Here is a 16877-nt window from a genome sequence, read left to right on the forward strand (position 1 = left end):
GGTGTCATCGTGTTGCGGATGTCGCAAAAATCCTGGGTTTCGCGAGATGCAGGCGGCCCTTTGGGGCCGCTCTGACCCAAACATTGAGATCGGGCGGCGCGCCGTTGAGTTTAGGCAGTGAACGGCCTCAAGCGAGAGTTCAGCAGGCCACTTACTTTCGCCACAGCGACGGCGAATGGCCTTTGTGAGAGCGGAACAGGCGCGCAAAGTGACTTGGACTCGCGATCCCACAGAGCGCTGCGACCTCGACGATCGGTAAATCCGTTTCGCGCAAAAGACGAGCCGCTCGGTCCATCCGGCGACTGGATATCACTTCCAGAGGCGTCTGGCCGGTTGCTCCGCGAAAGGCGCGGAAGAAATGCCCCTCCGAGATGCCAAGCGAAAGAGAGAGGTCGGAAATCGAGATCGGCTCCGCCAGTCGGGCATCAATTCTCTCATAGGTGTCACGAAGCTGTCGTCTCGTCAGGGTGTATTTCGGCGACGGGCCGTGCGGACTGCGTTCTGCAATCTTGTTCGACAGATACTCCGAAAGAGCAAGAGTCATCGTCGAGCAGTAGGTCTGGTCCAAACTTCCTTCACGACGACAAAGGCCGCGCATCTGCGCCGTCATGCCATGGATGAAGTCGTCGCGACCAACGAGAAACGACTTGGCGTCATGAAGCTTTGGGCTTGCCACAGCCGGATCGATGGCAATCGCGCCCCATTCCCAAGCGACGTCGCGGAGGCGAAGCTCGCGACTGCAGCCGGCAGGCAGAAAGGAAACCATGCCCTTCGCGTCGCGGCCCTCATAGCGATATCCGTCGTCGGTTCGAAACGCATGATGAGCTGCGCCGCCACTGAGCGTCACCATGATCAGATGGAAGTCCGGTGCTATCTTGCCTTCTACTTCTCCTGTCCGCCGCCGTCGCGCGGTTTCGAAGCGACCTCCTGGCCACTCTATTCGCAGATGATCTTGGGGCGGCTGGGTCAATTGCCAGCCTTCGTTCCTCGTCTTCTGTTGCATCGACGTCCGCACCTACACGCCTGCAAAACCATCTTGCAGGTCAGATGGTGAACGATACGGCTGTTTGCGGGCGTAAGCATTTAGAAATCGGCGGTCTTCAACTCTCGCCGTTCAACAGTACGTGAGGGTTGAGAGTCTGAAGGGTCTCTAGCTCGCAGAAGGTGAAGCTACGATTTCAGATCATAGGCGCAGCGGAAGCCGATGTAGACGACATAGAAGTCCGCAGGCTTCCACTGCATGGCGTCTTTCCGCATTTTATCCGGGCCGTACCACCACGAGCCGCCAGCCGTGAGCGCAGTGTCACCGTCGCGGTCGGCGAGCCATTCCCAGACGTTGCCACCCATGTCGTAAAGGCCATTCACGCCTTGGCGGGTGGTTGCGGCGGAGACATGCCGAGGCCACGGATCGCCAGCGTTCGTATTTGCCCCTTCGGGCGTATCTCCTGTCGGGTAGGAATAGGTTTTCCCGACTACGAAACCCGCCCGCGACCCGTTTCCATATTCACGATAGGCGGCGCGCTGCCATTCGGCGCGGGTTGGCAGTCGGCCGCCGACTGAGGCGCAATAGTCACGTGCCTCATACCAGCTCACATGAACGGCGGGTTCGGCCACGTCTTGCGGTGGTTCTCCAAACGGGCTGCGATAAGACCAGCCTGGACGACGTTCCCATCCGCTTCCCCATTCGTGACCGCCGCCATCGCGCTCAGCGGCCGTCCTCAGCTTGGTCGCGTCAGCGAAGGTGGCGAAATCGGCGATAGTCACCTCGCTCCTGTCGATGGCGAACCCCTCGATAGTGACACGGTCGCTCCCGGCCGTGGCGGCGGCCGGAAACGCAATGAGGATGAGTGTCAGGTACGTTGGGGTGGTTGCGGGAAAGGCCATGTGACGACGCCGCCATATTTTTTTCCAGGATAGGGAGGCTGTTTAAGCGCGTCAGCGACGCCTGTCAGCCCGGTATAGTAATCCGCCATGCGCTCACGGGTCGCCCGGTCGGGCAGCTCGCCGTAGAGCGCGCCCATGTTGTCGACGAGGTGCTGTGGCTGGCTTGTCGCGGGGATCACATTCGTGACGGCCGGATGGGAGATGATCCATTTCAGGAAGTACTGCGCCCAGGTCTCGATACCCATCTCCTTGGCGAAATCTGGAACTGGTTGTCCCGCCACGGGCGTAAAGAGCCGCGCCTTTTCAAACGGGATGTTGACCTGAACGGCAACACCGTTTGCGGCGCAGGCATCGAGCAGCCGTTGTTCGGCGGCACGCGTCAGGATCGTATAGGCGATCTGGACGAAATCCAGAGTGCCTGTGTTCACGAGGCGCTCCATGGTGTCATAGTATTCCGGGCTCCACTGGGTGATGCCGATATAGCGCACAGAACCCTCGGTCTTCTTCTGGGCCAGCCAGTGACGGACCTGGTCGTGGTTTTCGAGACTGTGGACCTGCAGCACGTCGATCCGATCCCGCCACAGCCGTTCCCGCGACTGCCGGAGCTGCCGTTCCGAATGGCTGTTGTCGGAAAGGTAGTCGCCGGTCGTCCAGGTCTTGTTGGTGATGAAGATGTCGTCGGCGATGCCAAGATCGGTGATGAAATCGCCGACGCACACTTCAGACATTCCGTAGAGTGGTGACGTATCGATGACCCTTCCACCGTGCACATGGAACAAGCGGATTACCTCGCCCACATTGTCGCGCGGTTCGCCTGGGCGGACGTCAAAGGTCTCGAATGTGCCCAGGCCGACCGCCGGGATCATCTCCCCCGTCTTCGGGATTGGCCGCATGATCGCAGCGCCGCCCCCTTGTTGAGCAATGGCCGGTCGTATGGAGATTGCCGGTGCGAGCATCGATGTTGCGGCAATCGCCGCCATGCCGGTCAAAAACGTCCGGCGTTTCGTTGCGAGTCCTGAGGTCATTCCAAAAAATCCCCTGTTGTGACGACAAGGGACGTTAGTCGGCAGAAACTCGCCGCGCGCGCTCGATCCTCACCATTTGCTCGATCCTGATCATTTTTCTGCGTGGCACTGGACGCTTCGCATCTACCGGTCCCGCACGACACCCATTCGATGAACTGATCGCAATGAACCATCCTGTTTTGCAGAAAAGACCGCTTTCACTCGCTGACGATGTCGGAACTTCTGCTTACGCCAGCTTCTCGACCCATGCCCCGAAGGCATCAAGGAAGTTTCCGAGAAATCCCTTCGTCGCATCACTGGAGAGTGACCCGGCCTCATCGATGAACTTGTCGGCGCTGCTGAGATAGACCTCGGGCTGTGGTAACACAGCGACATTAACACTGACCAATATCTGGCGGAGATGCAGCGCCGCTGCAGATCTGCCCAGCAGTCCAGGTGATGCAAGCATTTTCAGGACAAGGAAGCATTACTGGCTGCCGTTGCCGCCCAGGAACTACGTACAAGAACCGCTGTGATGGTCACGATTTCAGCGACACCCCGCGATCCTTTATCCGCCTTCCGGAAGATGGCCCACGAACATGTTCACTGGGGGCTTAGCTATCCGAATCGGTTTGGATCGATCTTTGGGCGCTGGGAACGTTACGACGAGGACCTAGCCCACACCGCCAATAAAACGCTACGTCTTTTCATAGAGTCCATCGCAGTCCTCCGTAGGAGCGGAGCAATAAAGCCGGGCGACGATGAGCGAACGGCTGCCATGTTCATGGCCCTTATGCACGGCTCGATAGGCATGGCCCTGAGCGGCCATCGTTCCGAGGACGGCAAGGGCCAATCTGACCCACAGGGGCTAATCGACGACCTTATCGAAATGCTTCAGTCGAATTGATGCGCCCCCTTCATTGTTCCCAACCAAGCCAGTCCCTCTTGGTACACGGCACCCGCGGTCCGGTGCGAAGCACAGCGAGCTCGGACCATTGGAACGTGCGGCCGCCGACCGGTGTTCTGGTCGGCGGGTTGCTGGGGGTGGCGCCGCCCGGTGATGCTGCTGTCAGGCAAGCCGCTCGTTGGTGGTGCGACAGCAGCGGCTGTCTAGCTCAATGCCGGTCCAGTTCCGCCGGAGTTGCCGGGCCAACGCCGTAGCCGGTCGCTTCGGTAAATGATCGAGGTATCTATCGAGAGGTTCGATCCCGAAATGGACCGGTAGACGACCCGTCGCGCTTCAGGTTCTCAAGGCATTTTGGGAGAAGATGTCGGCTACGGCGCACGCGACGGATCAGCCTGTGCGGAGTTCTCGTGGGAGAGACAAGACGAGAGCGACCCGGCCTGTGGTCGCGGGTGGGCTGCTCTCGTCTCCGCCGGACGCCTTGTCGGGCACTTCTACATCCACAACGGAGACGATTCAGGCTTCGCCTGCGAACGCGACTGACTTCTTCAACAGCCTTGCTAGGGGACGTCTCTCAGCGTCTCGATGAAGCGGATCATGTCGCCCACCATGCCGTCGTTAAAGATGTCGTTGTGACCCGCACCGTCGTAGATCAGCATTTGCTTGGGTTCGGGTGCGATGCGGTATAACGCCTCGCCCGAAGATAAAGGAATGCTGTCGTCACGTCGACCGTGGATGAACAGCTTCGGTTGTCTCACCTTCGCGATTTTGATGTCCGAACGGAAGGGATCCTTGATAAGAAGTGCAACCGGAAAGACCGGATAATGCGTCTGCGCCACTGACAGAACCGAAAGGTATGGGGACACCAGGATCACCCCAAGGGCCGGCCTCTGCCCGGCCGTGTTCACTGCGACGCCGGTGCCAAGCGATCGGCCTAGCACAATGATCTCGCTTTTGGACCGTACTGAAAGCCAGTCGAACGCGGCAATGCCGTCGGTCAGCAGCCCCTCCTCGCTCGGCGAGCCCGTCGAATCCGGATAACCCCGGTAGGAAATGGCCAGCATTCCAACGCCTCGCGCAGCCAGCGCCCGCGCGAGAAATCCGTAATTGTCGACGAGGTCACCATTTCCGAAAAAGAGGAGCACGCAGGGTTTGTCGAATTCGCCCTGGCTGTAGAGTCCATGAAGCGCCTCTCCGTCCGGCGTCTGGATATATACGTTTTCGCCCCAGCGCGTACGCTCCGGAGTGGGTGTGGCGCTGGCGCCGGGAAAGAGGAGAGCACGCTGAGAAAAGTACACCAAGCCTACAAGGGCAAGGTAGATGAACGTCGCCATCAGCGGCAGGATCAGTAGCAGTCTTGTGGCGCTCACGGCAGCATGTCCTCGCGTACCTTCATTTCGTGCGCCGTTTGATGGGTCCGCATTAAACCATATCGCAGCCCGTGCCACCAGTTAACGCTTCGTCAATAGTCACAAGGACTTTTCACCTCCAGGTTCACCATCAAAGGCGCTTCGGCCTTGCGATCGGACATTCGCCCGAGCCACCTCGGGTGTTTGCTGCGAAAGCGAAAACCTGAATTGCGGAGTGTTGCTGTACGGCTCGCGAGGGTCATGATAGATTTTCCGACCAGCGAGGTAATCTCATGCCGGATGTCGCCTCTTGGCTGGCCCGCCTCGGATTGGACAAGTACGCAGAAGTGTTCACTGCGAACGAAGTTGATTTCGATGCGCTTCGGCACCTCACAGAGCAAGATCTGAGAGAGCTGCCCATCGGCCCGCGCCGCAAGATCCTCGCGGCGATTGCCGCGCTCGATGACGATACCGCCTCGCCCCTGAGTTCCGTGCCGGTTCCGGGGCCTGTGCTGCCTGCACGTGAGGCTGAGCGGCGGCAGCTGACAGTGATGTTCATCGACCTGGTGGGCTCGACCGAGCTGTCACAGCGGCTCGATCCGGAAGAAATGCGTGACGTCATCCGTGCCTACCAGACTGCCGTATCGGCCGAGATTGCACGCTACGAGGGCTATGTTGCCAAGCTCATGGGCGATGGCGTGCTCGCTTATTTCGGCTGGCCGCGCGCGCACGAAGACGATGCCGAACGGGCGGTACGCGCGAGTCTGGCCGCAGTGGCGGCGACCGCGAGTTTGACGACGCTGCTCGGTGAACGCCTTGCAGCTCGCGTCGGCATTGCCACTGGTCTGGTCGTGGTCGGCGACCTGATTGGCGAAGGATCTGCGCAGGAAGAGGCCGTCACCGGTGAAACGCCAAACCTGGCGGCACGCTTGCAGGCCATGGCCGATCCCGACACCGTCGTGGTCGCCGGCGGCACGCACCGGCTCGTGCTCGGATTGTTTGACGCGATCGATCTGGGCCATCGCCACCTCAAGGGTTTCGCAACTCCGGTTCCAGCTTGGCGCATCATCGGCGAGGCCGATACGGAGGGACGTTTTGATGCGCTTCACAGTGTAGCCACGCCGCTGGTTGGGCGAACCGAGGAGCTTGGGCTTCTTGTTCAACGCTGGCAGCAGGCTCGTGCCGGAAAGGGCCAAGTGGTCTTGCTGTCCGGTGAACCCGGCATCGGCAAGTCGCGACTGACTGCCGCGCTGGAAGAACTATTGAGCGGCGAGCCCCACGCACGGATGCGCTATTTCTGTTCCCCCTACCACATTAACAGCGCGCTCTACCCCGTCACGAAGCAGCTCGCGCGCGCTGCAGGACTGGTGCAGAGCGACAGGTCGGACACGAATCTCGACAAGCTCGAAACCCTGCTGCGACAGGGTGTCTCCGACATTGCCGAAGCGGTACCATTGCTGGCGGAATTGTTGTCGATCGAAACCACCGGCCGCTGCGCGCCCCTGAAGCTGACGCCGCAGGCGCGGAGGTCACGCACGTTGAGGGTCTTGATCCAACTGCTCGAAGGACTCGCAACCCTTCAGCCCATCGTAATGAGCGTTGAGGATGCCCATTGGATCGATCCGACGAGCAGCGAATGGCTCGACATGCTGATCGACGGTCTTCAAGACCTGCCGGTCCTCCTGATCGTCACTTTCCGCCCCGAGTTCCATCCGCGTTGGACTCTATTTTCGTACGTCACCGCTTTGCCCCTTAGCCGCCTCGATCGCGATCAAGGATCGGCAATAATCGACCGTGTGGCCGGCAAAGCGCTGCCGAACGAGGTCAGAAACCAGATCCTGGCCAAAACGGAAGGCGTGCCCCTGTTCGTCGAGGAACTCACTAAAACTGTTCTCGAGTCAGGCCTGCTCATCGATAGGGGCGATCACTATGTCCTTTCGGGCCAGCTGCCCTCCCTTGCGATCCCGTCGACACTGCACGACTCGCTGATGGCCCGCCTCGACCGTTTCCCTCCGGTCAAGGAGGTGGCTCAGATGGGCGCGTGCATCGGCCGTATCTTCCAGCATCGTCTGCTGTCTGCCGTGACCGGTTACGATGATGCCCGGCTCGAGGGCATCCTGCAGCAGCTTGAAGAATCCGAGCTCGTTTTTCGACGTGGCGTTCCACCCGAGGCGACCTACACGTTCAAGCATGCGCTCGTGCAGGAAACCGCCTATCAGAGCCTCCTCAAGAGCCGAAGGCAGCAGATCCATGCCGTTATCGCCTCCGAACTGAAGGTGCAGTTCCCCCAGATTGCCGAGGCCGAGCCCGAGACGCTGGCGCACCACTACGCTGCCGCGGGCCTTCCTCAGCAAGCCGTCGCCTTTTGGCTGAAGGCTGGTCAACAAGCCCTGGAGCGATCGGCCCATCCCGAAGCGATTGCCAACTTGGACAAGGGACTCGAACTCGTTGCCTGCCTGCCGGACTCACAGGATCGCCTGCGACAGGAGATTAAGCTGCAGACAGCGTTGGGCGTGACCATGATATCAACCAGAGGCTTTGCATCGCCGGAGGTCCTGCGGGCCTTTTCCAAAGCCCGCACGCTTTCTGAAAAACTGGGTGACAGGGACCAACTGTTCGTCGCGCTCTGCGGTGAAGCCTCGTATCACTTGATTTCTGGCAATTTGCGCGCAGCTGACGAACTTGGCCTTCAATGCCTGGAGCTCGCACGTTCATCCGGCGATCACGCCCTGCTCCTTGAAGCACACCATAGGCAATGGGTCACCAAGTTTTACATGGGAGACAACGCTGCGGCCGAACACCATCTGGATCACGGCATCACCAATTACGACCGGGATCGGGATCATCGCTTGACTTACATCTATACAGGGCATGATCCAGGCGTCTGCTGCAGGAACTACTCTGCGCAGATGCTTTGGCTTCGCGGTTATCCTGACCAAGCTCTCGAGCGATGCCGAGACGCCGTAGCCTTGGCCGAAGAAGTGTCCCATCCGTTCACGATAGCGCAGGCGTTGTCTAACTTCACCGATATCTATCTGTTGCGGCACGAGCCCGACAAGGCGCGCCGCACCCTTTGCAAAACAATCGCGCTGTCAAGGGAATTCGGCCTGGCGCGCGAGATCTCCGAGGGCAGGTTCCAACTCGGCTGGGTGCTCGCTGAGGAGGGGAATTTGATGGAGGGTATCGGAGAGATGCGCGAGGGAATTGCAGCGATCACTGCGATGGGTGTGGCAGCTGGCTTGCAACATAATCTCTGTGTCCTGGCGCAGGCTTGTGTCGAGTGTGGCGCGGCGAGCGAGGGAATGGACCTGTTGGAACAGGGCTTGAGCATGACCGAGTCCGGCGCGAAGTATCGACTTCCCGAGTTGTTCCGCACCAAGGGTGAACTCCTGCTGCGCCAAAATCCAGATGATGGTACTGCCGAAAGTTGGTTCAAGCGGGCCGTGACGATGGCCCGCGATGAAGGTACGAAATCGCTTGAATTGCGAGCTGCTCTTAGCCTGGCGCGGCTGTACAGCAACCGCGGGGGCGACCGAGAGGCCCTTGACCTGCTCGCCCCGGTCCACGCGTGGTTCACCGAAGGTCTCGATACTCGTGATCTCGTCGAAGCAAAAAGACTACTCGATCAATTTGGATAGATACATTTTAGGATGGCCAATCCGAGCGTCTCGTTCAGAACTGATCTCTGAAACGTCACCTGACGAGGGTGTCGCGAAGCACGAAGCATACGTCGAGGCTGTCGGCCACCAGCTCGGCTGCGAAAGCCCTGGAGAAGCTGCCGGTTCCGATCCTCGTCAGAAAACCGACGGTCGCCCGCTCGCCAAGGAGCTGCGGGATATGCAAGGCGGTGTTGAAGATATCGCAGGCGAAGCCCTGCCTTGATTTTTCGAGCCGGTCGGGGCCACATTTCCACCATTGCTTCGCCGATGGCTGCGACCGTCTGGCTGCCGATGCGAGGATTTCCGGCTTCCTTACTTCGGACCGAGATCGTAGATTCCACCGGTCAGCCAGGCTGGCCAGTCGCGCTCGAAGAAGGACTTGGCCGTTTCGTCGAACTTGCGGTTGGAACGCGTAGCGACCGCCATCTGCTTGCCATCGAGGCGAACGACGATCTGCTCCTGGCGGTGGGCGTCCTGCTCTTTGCGGAAACGAAACTCTTGAAGCGGGCCCACGCTCGATAGCGGAACGCACTCGCCAACGGGATCGCAGATCGCGCGTGCGCCGCGGCTGCCGCCACCGTTGCGAATGAAGTAGTCCAGCGCCTCAAGGACGGCCTCCGACGCCAGGGCCATCTGCTGCCATTGAAGCGCCCGGCCAGCCTCGGACGGACGATCGTAAGCTATGCCCTTTTCGCGGATCTCCGCATTGAGACGCTTGGCCGCGGCGAGCGCCTCCGACACACTTTTGCTGTCGCAGATAAGGCCGGCCTTGTCGCTCATCCGTGCCTGGACGTGCGAGCGAATGGCTTTGACATTTAAGGGGCTGTCGGCCTTTAGGACGGCGAGCAGGTCGAAAACACCGGCGCCCGCCACTGCACGAAGATCGCGTTTAGACGGGATTTTCGCCCGACCGCTGGCACCGACATGCTCGGCGACGCGCGTTCCGAACACCTGACCGGCGTTAAGTGCGGCGCCGCCGGGCCGCGTGACGCCATGCGTCCCGGCCGCCTCACCGATCGCATAGCAGCCAGCAAGACTGCTCCGCCCCCACGTGTCAACCATGACGCCGCCGTTCATATGCTGGTTGTTGACCCCGAACTCCAGCGGTTCGGCCGCGATATCGATCTTGTAGCGACGGTAGAGCTCGATCGCGAGCGGGTTCATGTGACGCAGGCGCTGGATCGGCAGTTGCTGGCCTGCACCCGCGTTGCCGAGGTAGCGCTTCACGTCGTCGTCGAGCCGTTCGAGATCGAACGGCAGGTCGCCGGGCACCGGAAGCGGATTGCGATTGAAATCCATGTAGACGCGTCGGCCGGCCGCGCTCTCGCGGAAGATCGCGAGGTCTACCAAGCTCGAGCCGAAGTCGAGCATCCGCGTGGAGTGGAACGGCCACTGGTAACCTTTGCGGAAGACGTTCGAGGCCACTTCCTGCGTCGTGCGATAGTATTGCGCAAGGAAGTGATGTTCGTTTCCCTCCGCATCGACCGAGTAGATGTGTGGGATCGCCTGCACATAGGTTCCGGACAAGTTCCAAGGGAATCCTTCCCTGCGCGTTCCGATACCGAACTGGCTCTCCGTGAGATTCACGAGTTCGACGCCCACCTGAAGGGCAAGTCCGAGAGACCCGAAACAGCCGTTGGGATAGACGCTGTCACGATAGAGCTCGCCTGGTCCGCCCGAAGCAAGAACGAGAACCTCGCACGCGAAGAGGGCGACGCCGAACTGATTGGTATCGGTCCGGTCGCTCGCCCTGAAGGCAATGACGCCGACCACATGGCGGAGATCGCCCTCGCCTTCCGTCAGGATCTTCATGGCCGTGGTGTGGTTGAAGAACGGGACGCCAAGACGGATGGCCTCATCCGCCAGTACCTTCACCATCAGGCGTGAGGTGCGTGGACCGCAGCTCGTCGCCCGACCGACCTCATCGTGGTCCGTCTGATAGCGAAGCGTGCCTCCAAGGGGGTCCTGAGGAAGCGGCAGGCCTAGGAACTGCAGCGTGGCCATCATGCGGGCCGATCCAACAGCCTCCACATAGGCCGTATCTTCGTCCATGGCGCCGCCAGCGCGAATTGCACGGGCCATGGCCTTGAAGTTGTCGCCCTGGTCCGCCGTGTTTGCCGTATGCAGGGTCTGCTTGTCGGAGCCTGAGCAGGCGGACGTGCCTCCCCAGGCGCTCTGGCTCATGATCACCACGTCGTCGCCGCGGCGCTTCATCTCGACGGCGGCCCTCAGTCCCGCGGCGCCGGAACCCACCACGACGCAGCCGGCCCTGTAGACGGGCACGTCTATGCCGGCAAGCCGGACCGTCTCCGAAGGTGTGGCCTCCGGCGACAGTCTCGGCATGTCGACGTCGGTCAGCGCGTCGAGGGTGTGTTGCGGGACATCGATTGTCATCGGCGTTTCCTTGCGAAATCTTCTGTCAGGCGAGCGGGATGTCGATCCAGCGCTTCGAGCGCGAGGATTCCATGCAGGCGTCGACGATCTGGCAGATGTGATGGCCGCTTTCGAACGTCGGCCACATCGGCGTGTTGGTCGTGATCGACTTCACGACTTCGGCGGCCTCGATGATCTTGCTCTCGTTGTATCCCAGCGCGAAGTTCGGCAGTGGAAGAAACGCTCTGAACGTCGGGTTTTCCGGGCCGACGTCAATCTCGCGGAAGCCGGCCCGTCCGGTCCGGTCGTTGTTCGTGTAAAAGCGTAGCCGGTTCACCTCGTCGTAGGTGTAGGCGAGGCTTCCCTTCGTGCCATAGATTTCATAGGTCTGCATGAATTTGCGGCCGGTGGCGACACGGCTGAAGTCGACGATGCCGGCGGCGCCGTTCTGGAAGCGGCAGAGAAGGTTCGTGGCGTCGGGATTGGTGACCTGCTCCCACTTCTCGTCGCCCTTGAGCCGGACCTGCTCGCCATAAGCCAGTCCTTCCACGACCGGCCGTTTCGTCGTGACGATAAGGTTGTCTGCGATCAGCGAGCTGACGCGACCGACGAGGAAATCCATGAAACTGAAGATGTGCGAGCCGGTGTCGCCGACGATACCTGTCGGGGCGAGTTTGCCATCGGCACGCCACATGAAAGGCGCCATCGGATCGCCATACATGTCGACATGCTGGCAGCCTTTGAACATCTTGATCTCGCCGATCTCGCCGGCCTCGATGATTTCCTTCGCTAGGTCGTGGACCGGGTTGCGCGGAAATGCGTGCCCAACGCGCGTAATGAGGCCCTTTTCCCTCGCGATATCGGCCAGTTCGCGGGCTTGCGCTGCGGTGTTTGCAAGAGGCTTTTCGCAATAGACGTGCTTTCCGGCGACGAGGGCGGCCTTCGCCACTTCATAGTGAAGGCTGTCTGGAAGGCATATGTCGATCAGATTGATCTCCGGATCGTTGACGGCCTGCTTCCAGTCCTGAAGGATCTTCGCGCCGGAAGCACGGCGAGCGAGGTCCTCGGCCGCGGCTGGATTGGCCTCGACGAGCGCCACGACGCGAGCGGTGCCGCCGGAGACGCCGAGGAAATGAGGAAAAGTCTGGTAAGCCATGGTATGAATCTTGCCCATCCAGCCCGAGCCGCCCAGAACAGCTACCTTCACTTCGTTCATCGTCGTTCCTCCTTTGGCATACGGCCCTCCCGGGCCTGGTGGCATTCTTCGCTTATCGGATGTCCGCCCGCGCCCGCGGCCGGGTATCGTTGCGCTCGTACGAGAAGATCGCGGAGGGAAGCGGCGCAAGGCCGCGGACGATGTCGGCGCCCTTCTCCCCGACCATGATCGTCGGAGCGTTGGTGTTGCTGGATGGAACGCGCGGCATGATGGACGAGTCGCAGACGCGCAACCCCTCAAGGCCGTGGACCTTTAGATCGAGACCGACCACCGCCTCGGGACCGGTTCCCATCTTGCAGGTGCCGACCGGATGATGATCGGTCTTCGCGTTGGCGCAGCCATATTCGAACAGCTCTTCGTCCGACATCACCTTCGGACCCGGCAGGCGCTCTGCCAGAACGAACGGCTTGAGCGCCGCCTGCTGCATGATCTCGCGTGCGATCTTCAGCCCCTCCAGCGACATCTTCCTGTCATGGGGATCGGACCAGTAGTTTGGATCGATCAGTGGAGCGGCAGATGGGTCCGACGACGAAAGCCGGACCGTCCCACGCGATCTCGGGTGCAGATATGCGGAGTTCAGAGTGACGCCCGCATTCTTCAGGCGCTCTACGCCTGCCTCGATCCCGGAACCCAAACCGAGGTGGAACTGGATGTCGGGCGAGCGCGCGTCCGGATCGGCGTACCAGAAGCCGCCGGTCTCGAACAGAGAGGATGCGACGGGTCCCGAGCGGAAGAGGACGTATTGAAGACCCGCCCAAAGGGTGCGGTGAAGCTTGGCGACGCCGTCGTAGGTATGGTCTCCGGTGCATTCCGCGATGACGAACAGATCCAGGTGATCCTGCAGATTTCCGCCGACGCCCGGCAGGTCGTGCAGCACCTTCACGCCGACCGAGCGGAGGTGTTCGCCGGGTCCGATGCCCGACTGCAGAAGCAGCTTCGGCGATCCGATTGCGCCAGAAGAAACGACGACTTCGCGTTCCGCTCTGACGATCTCGGCGCCGTTCTTTCCGACGATTTCGACGCCGACGGCACGGCTGCCTTCGAGCAAGATGCGAGATACGCGAGCATGCATGCGCACCTTCAGGTTCTTTCGGTCCTTGGCCGACGACAGGTACGCGAGCGACGCCGACGATCGGCGACGGTTGCGCTGCGTAAGCTGATAAAAGCCGACGCCAGCCTGCTGCCGTCCGTTGAAATCGTGGTTGTACGGAATGCCAAGCTCCTGCCCCGCCCGGATGTAGGCGTCGCAGATGGGTAGGGTAGAAACGGGCATCGATACGCCGAGCGGTCCGCCGTAGGAATGGTAGTCATCGGCGAAACGCTCATTGTCCTCCGCACGCTTGAAGTATGGCAGGATTGAACGATAGTCCCAGCCATCGCATCCGTCCTCGTTCGCCCACGTGTCGTAGTCGACCGCATTGCCTCGTGCGTAGAGCTGCGCGTTGATCGAGGAGCCACCGCCGATGACCTTCGCCTGCGTGTAGCGCAGCACCCTGCCGTTCATGTGCTTCTGCGGTACGGTGTGCCAGCCCCAGCTCGCCACCCCCTTGGTCATCTTCGCAAAGCCTGCCGGCATGTGGAAAAGTGGATTCCAGTCGCCGCCGCCCGCTTCAAGAAGAAGGACGTTGACGCTCGGATCTTCGCTCAGCCGGTTTGCAAGTACGCAGCCTGCCGGACCGGCACCCGTGATGATGTAATCGAAACGCATTTTGCTGTCCTATCGAAGCAGACGATGGAATTTGAAAGCCGCTCATGTTCGCAAGTCCGTGGATGCGATATGGTCGGCCACGCGAAGTGCCTGACTTGCAACCGTCAGCGCGGGGTTCACCGCGGCCGACGTCGGTAGGAAGCTTGCATCCACCACGAAAAGGTTGTCGTGATCGAACGAGCGGCAGAAAGGGTCGAGAGGCGCCGTCGCAGGGTCCTTGCCGATCCGGATCGTCCCGCACTGATGCGAAGGCGTGCGCTTGTCGAACGCTCTCGCCAGAACGATCGGAAAGCCGATGGACTTCAGGATCTGCGTCAGCTTCGCGACGAGTGCGAGATGGGCTTCCCAATTCGTCCGCTGCCACTGCAGGATCACCCGATCTCCATCGACCACGACGCGGCTTTCCGGATTGGGAATGTCCTCGCTCATCGCATAGAAATCGATCGCATGACCGGTGACGAGATTGAGCACCCACTCCGGGACATGCGGCATCGATCCCTTGAGAACCATGCCGGAGACACGTCCCAAGAGTTGGACGTTGCCAAGCGGCGGCCCGCCGTTTCCGTCCGAGAGGTAGAAATCGTTGAAGGCAAACGTCTTCTGATAGATCGACGTGTTCCTGAAGGTCGGCGAGACGCCGATTACCGCCGAAGAGTTGTGGTTCATGAAATTCCGGCCGACCTGGTCAGAGGAGTTCGCGAGCCCCTTCTTGAAACGGTCGTTGGCCGAGCGGAGCAGCAGCACGGACGATTGGACCGCACCGGCCGAAAGAATGACGATCTTCGGAGCGACGGATAGCGTCTGGCCGTCTTTGACGTACTGGACCTTCGTCACCTGTCCGTTCGGGCCGGTTTCCAGCCTGACCACGCGGGAGTTCGTCTGTAGCGTGACGTTTGCATGCTTCATCGCAACGGACAGCGCAGCCGTTTCGGCGTCCATCTTGCCGTCCTTGGAGTTGGGATGAGCGTCCCACGGGGTCTTCGCCTTGGCCAGCCAGGTGTCGATATCGATGGCCAACGGTAGCGACGACGGGTGGAGCCCCCGTTTCTTCAGTCGGGCGCGGACGTCGGCGATCGGTGCTTCGTCGGGAACGGGGGGATGCTCGTATCCCAATGAATGGTAAGGCTCCGTCGGGTCCTCGCCAAGTGTTCCCCGGACGTTGTAGAGCCGCTCCGCACGGCTGTACCACGGCTCGAGGATTTCATAGGCGAACGGCCAGGCGGGCGAGATGCCCTCCTGGTGCTCGATCACCTCGAAGTCTTCCTTTCGGTAGCGCGACAGCACCGCCCCATAGAACTTCGAGTTTCCACCGACATTGTAATAGTTGCCCGGATTGAAGCCCTTGCCGTTGGCTTCGTACCACGTCTCCTTCGGTCGGAAATGGCCCCGCTGAAAGATCGCGCGTTGATCTCGATTCACTGGAAGATCGGCAATATGGTCGCCTGCTTCCAAAATCAGGATCTGCGCTCCGGTCGAAGCCAGCCCGGCAGCGACAGAAGAGCCGCCGATGCCTGAACCGATGATGACAATGTCGGGTGTGCCGCTCATTTCAATACCAGCCTTAAGCAATCCGGACCTGGGTTTGAGGATCGAAGAACACCGCCTTATCGAGGTTGAACGCGAGACGCGCCATCACTCCAGGCCTGATCCGCGCATCCGCCCTGAGACGGGCGACCACTTCCTTTCCTCCAAGCTTCGTCACGGCGAATGTGTCGGATCCCGCCGGCTCGACCACCTCGATGAAGCAGTCGTTCTCAGAGATGGACCTTGCGTTTCGATCGGCGCCTTCCGGATCGGTCAGAGCCTCGGGGCGGATTCCGAACACCACTTCCCGGTCCGCGTAGGTCGCCAGCGAGGCCATGGTCGGAGAGACTGGAAGCCTTATCGCTTCGCCGCCCGCGCGTTCCAGTGCGACTGCCAGACCGAAAGCGTCCCTGGTGATCATGCCGGAGAGAAGATTCATTGCCGGCGATCCCATGAAGTCAGCGACGAACATGTTGGCTGGGTTGTTGTAGATCTCGGCTGGTGTCCCGAACTGCTGGACCTCGCCGTCCCGCATGACAGCGATCTTGGTTGCCAGCGTCATCGCCTCGATCTGATCGTGCGTGACATAGACGATGGTCTTGCCCGTCGTCTGGTGAAGCCGCTTGATCTCCGTGCGCATGTCGACGCGCAGCTTTGCATCGAGGTTGGAGAGCGGCTCGTCGAAGAGGAAGAGCTTCGGATCACGTACCAGAGCTCGTCCCATTGCAACGCGCTGCCTTTGGCCGCCTGAGAGCTGGCTTGGCTTGCGGTCGAGCAAGTGGCCGATCTGAAGCACCTTGGCGACCTTGTCGATCGCCTGCTTGCGCTCCTCAGCCGGCACCCCGCGCATTTCCATGCCGAAGGAGATGTTTCCAGCCACCGTCATGTTCGGATAAAGCGCATAACTCTGGAACACCATGGCAATGTCGCGCTTGGAGGGATGCAGGTCGGCGATGCTGCGGTCATCGACGCGAATATCACCTTCGGTGATCGTCTCCAGACCGGCGATGGTGTTGAGCAAGGTCGACTTGCCGCAACCGGAGGGACCGACCAGCACGAGAAAGCCGCCCTTATCGAGTTCGAGATCGATGCCCTTGAGGATCTCGACGGCGCCATAGCGCTTTCTGAGGCCGGAGATGTTGAGGAAGGCCATTGGATTATCCTTTGACGGCGCCCGCCATCAGACCGCGTACGAAATAGCGGCCGGCGAGAATATAGACGATGAGTGTGGGCACGGCGGCGATCATGGCGGCGGC

General features: G+C 60.7%; 11 protein-coding genes and 2 pseudogenes. 3 read left to right on the forward strand and 10 right to left on the reverse strand.

Annotated features, from left to right (window positions below):
* Positions 1–151 precede the first annotated feature (151 nt).
* From EV130_RS31275 to EV130_RS31285, 3 genes are all read right to left on the reverse strand, one after another.
* Entirely contained in the window at positions 152–1003 is an 852-nt protein-coding gene (locus tag EV130_RS31275) for a helix-turn-helix transcriptional regulator (RefSeq protein WP_074061022.1), read from the reverse strand.
* Positions 1004–1170: 167 nt separating this feature from the next.
* Positions 1171–1884 (reverse strand): formylglycine-generating enzyme family protein, encoded by a 714-nt coding sequence (locus EV130_RS31280; RefSeq protein WP_132662559.1) that lies wholly within the window; start codon positions 1882–1884, stop codon positions 1171–1173.
* Positions 1851–2909 carry an aldo/keto reductase gene (locus tag EV130_RS31285; RefSeq protein WP_132554349.1) on the reverse strand — a complete coding sequence of 353 codons (1059 nt, stop codon included), beginning with the start codon at positions 2907–2909 and terminating at the stop codon, positions 1851–1853. Before EV130_RS31285 ends, EV130_RS31280 begins: the two co-directional genes overlap by 34 nt.
* Positions 2910–3474: 565 nt before the next feature.
* On the opposite strand from EV130_RS31285, the gene EV130_RS34345 reads away from it, so the two are divergent.
* Positions 3475–3795, forward strand: coding sequence for a TetR-like C-terminal domain-containing protein (locus tag EV130_RS34345; protein WP_425375578.1), 321 nt, complete (start codon positions 3475–3477; stop codon positions 3793–3795).
* 360 nt (positions 3796–4155) lie between these two features.
* Positions 4156–4335: pseudogene (locus EV130_RS31290) on the forward strand (hypothetical protein); the annotation flags it as partial.
* A 17-nt stretch (positions 4336–4352) separates the two neighbouring features.
* Here EV130_RS31290 and EV130_RS31295 read toward each other — a convergent pair.
* Positions 4353–5162, reverse strand: a complete 810-nt coding sequence (locus tag EV130_RS31295) for an alpha/beta hydrolase (protein ID WP_132662560.1) — start codon at positions 5160–5162, stop codon at positions 4353–4355.
* Between the two features lie 272 nt (positions 5163–5434).
* On the opposite strand from EV130_RS31295, the gene EV130_RS31300 reads away from it, so the two are divergent.
* Positions 5435–8779: an adenylate/guanylate cyclase domain-containing protein gene (locus EV130_RS31300; protein WP_132662561.1), complete on the forward strand. Its 3345-nt coding sequence runs from the start codon at positions 5435–5437 to the stop codon at positions 8777–8779.
* 333 nt (positions 8780–9112) lie between these two features.
* On the opposite strand, the gene EV130_RS31305 is transcribed toward EV130_RS31300, so the two are convergent.
* The 6 genes and pseudogenes from EV130_RS31305 to EV130_RS31330 all read right to left on the reverse strand — a co-directional run.
* On the reverse strand, positions 9113–11194 hold the full coding sequence (locus EV130_RS31305) for an FAD-dependent oxidoreductase (RefSeq protein ID WP_132662562.1): 2082 nt from the start codon (positions 11192–11194) through the stop codon (positions 9113–9115).
* Positions 11195–11219: 25 nt separating this feature from the next.
* Complete coding sequence (locus EV130_RS31310; protein ID WP_132662563.1) at positions 11220–12389, reverse strand: Gfo/Idh/MocA family protein; 1170 nt, start codon at positions 12387–12389, stop codon at positions 11220–11222.
* Positions 12390–12441: 52 nt separating this feature from the next.
* A complete protein-coding gene (locus EV130_RS31315) occupies positions 12442–14097 on the reverse strand; it encodes a GMC family oxidoreductase (RefSeq protein ID WP_132662564.1) in 1656 nt (551 codons plus the stop codon).
* Between the two features lie 42 nt (positions 14098–14139).
* Positions 14140–15645 carry a GMC oxidoreductase gene (locus EV130_RS31320; RefSeq protein WP_132662565.1) on the reverse strand — a complete coding sequence of 502 codons (1506 nt, stop codon included), beginning with the start codon at positions 15643–15645 and terminating at the stop codon, positions 14140–14142.
* A gap of 13 nt (positions 15646–15658) precedes the next feature.
* The gene (locus EV130_RS31325) at positions 15659–16774 is read right to left on the reverse strand and encodes an ABC transporter ATP-binding protein (RefSeq protein WP_132554337.1); all 1116 of its coding nucleotides are present in this window, start codon (positions 16772–16774) and stop codon (positions 15659–15661) included.
* A gap of 4 nt (positions 16775–16778) precedes the next feature.
* A pseudogene (locus tag EV130_RS31330) lies at positions 16779–16877 on the reverse strand (carbohydrate ABC transporter permease); the annotation flags it as partial.

This window comes from Rhizobium azibense, assembly GCF_004342325.1.
Lineage (GTDB): Bacteria > Pseudomonadota > Alphaproteobacteria > Rhizobiales > Rhizobiaceae > Rhizobium > Rhizobium etli_B.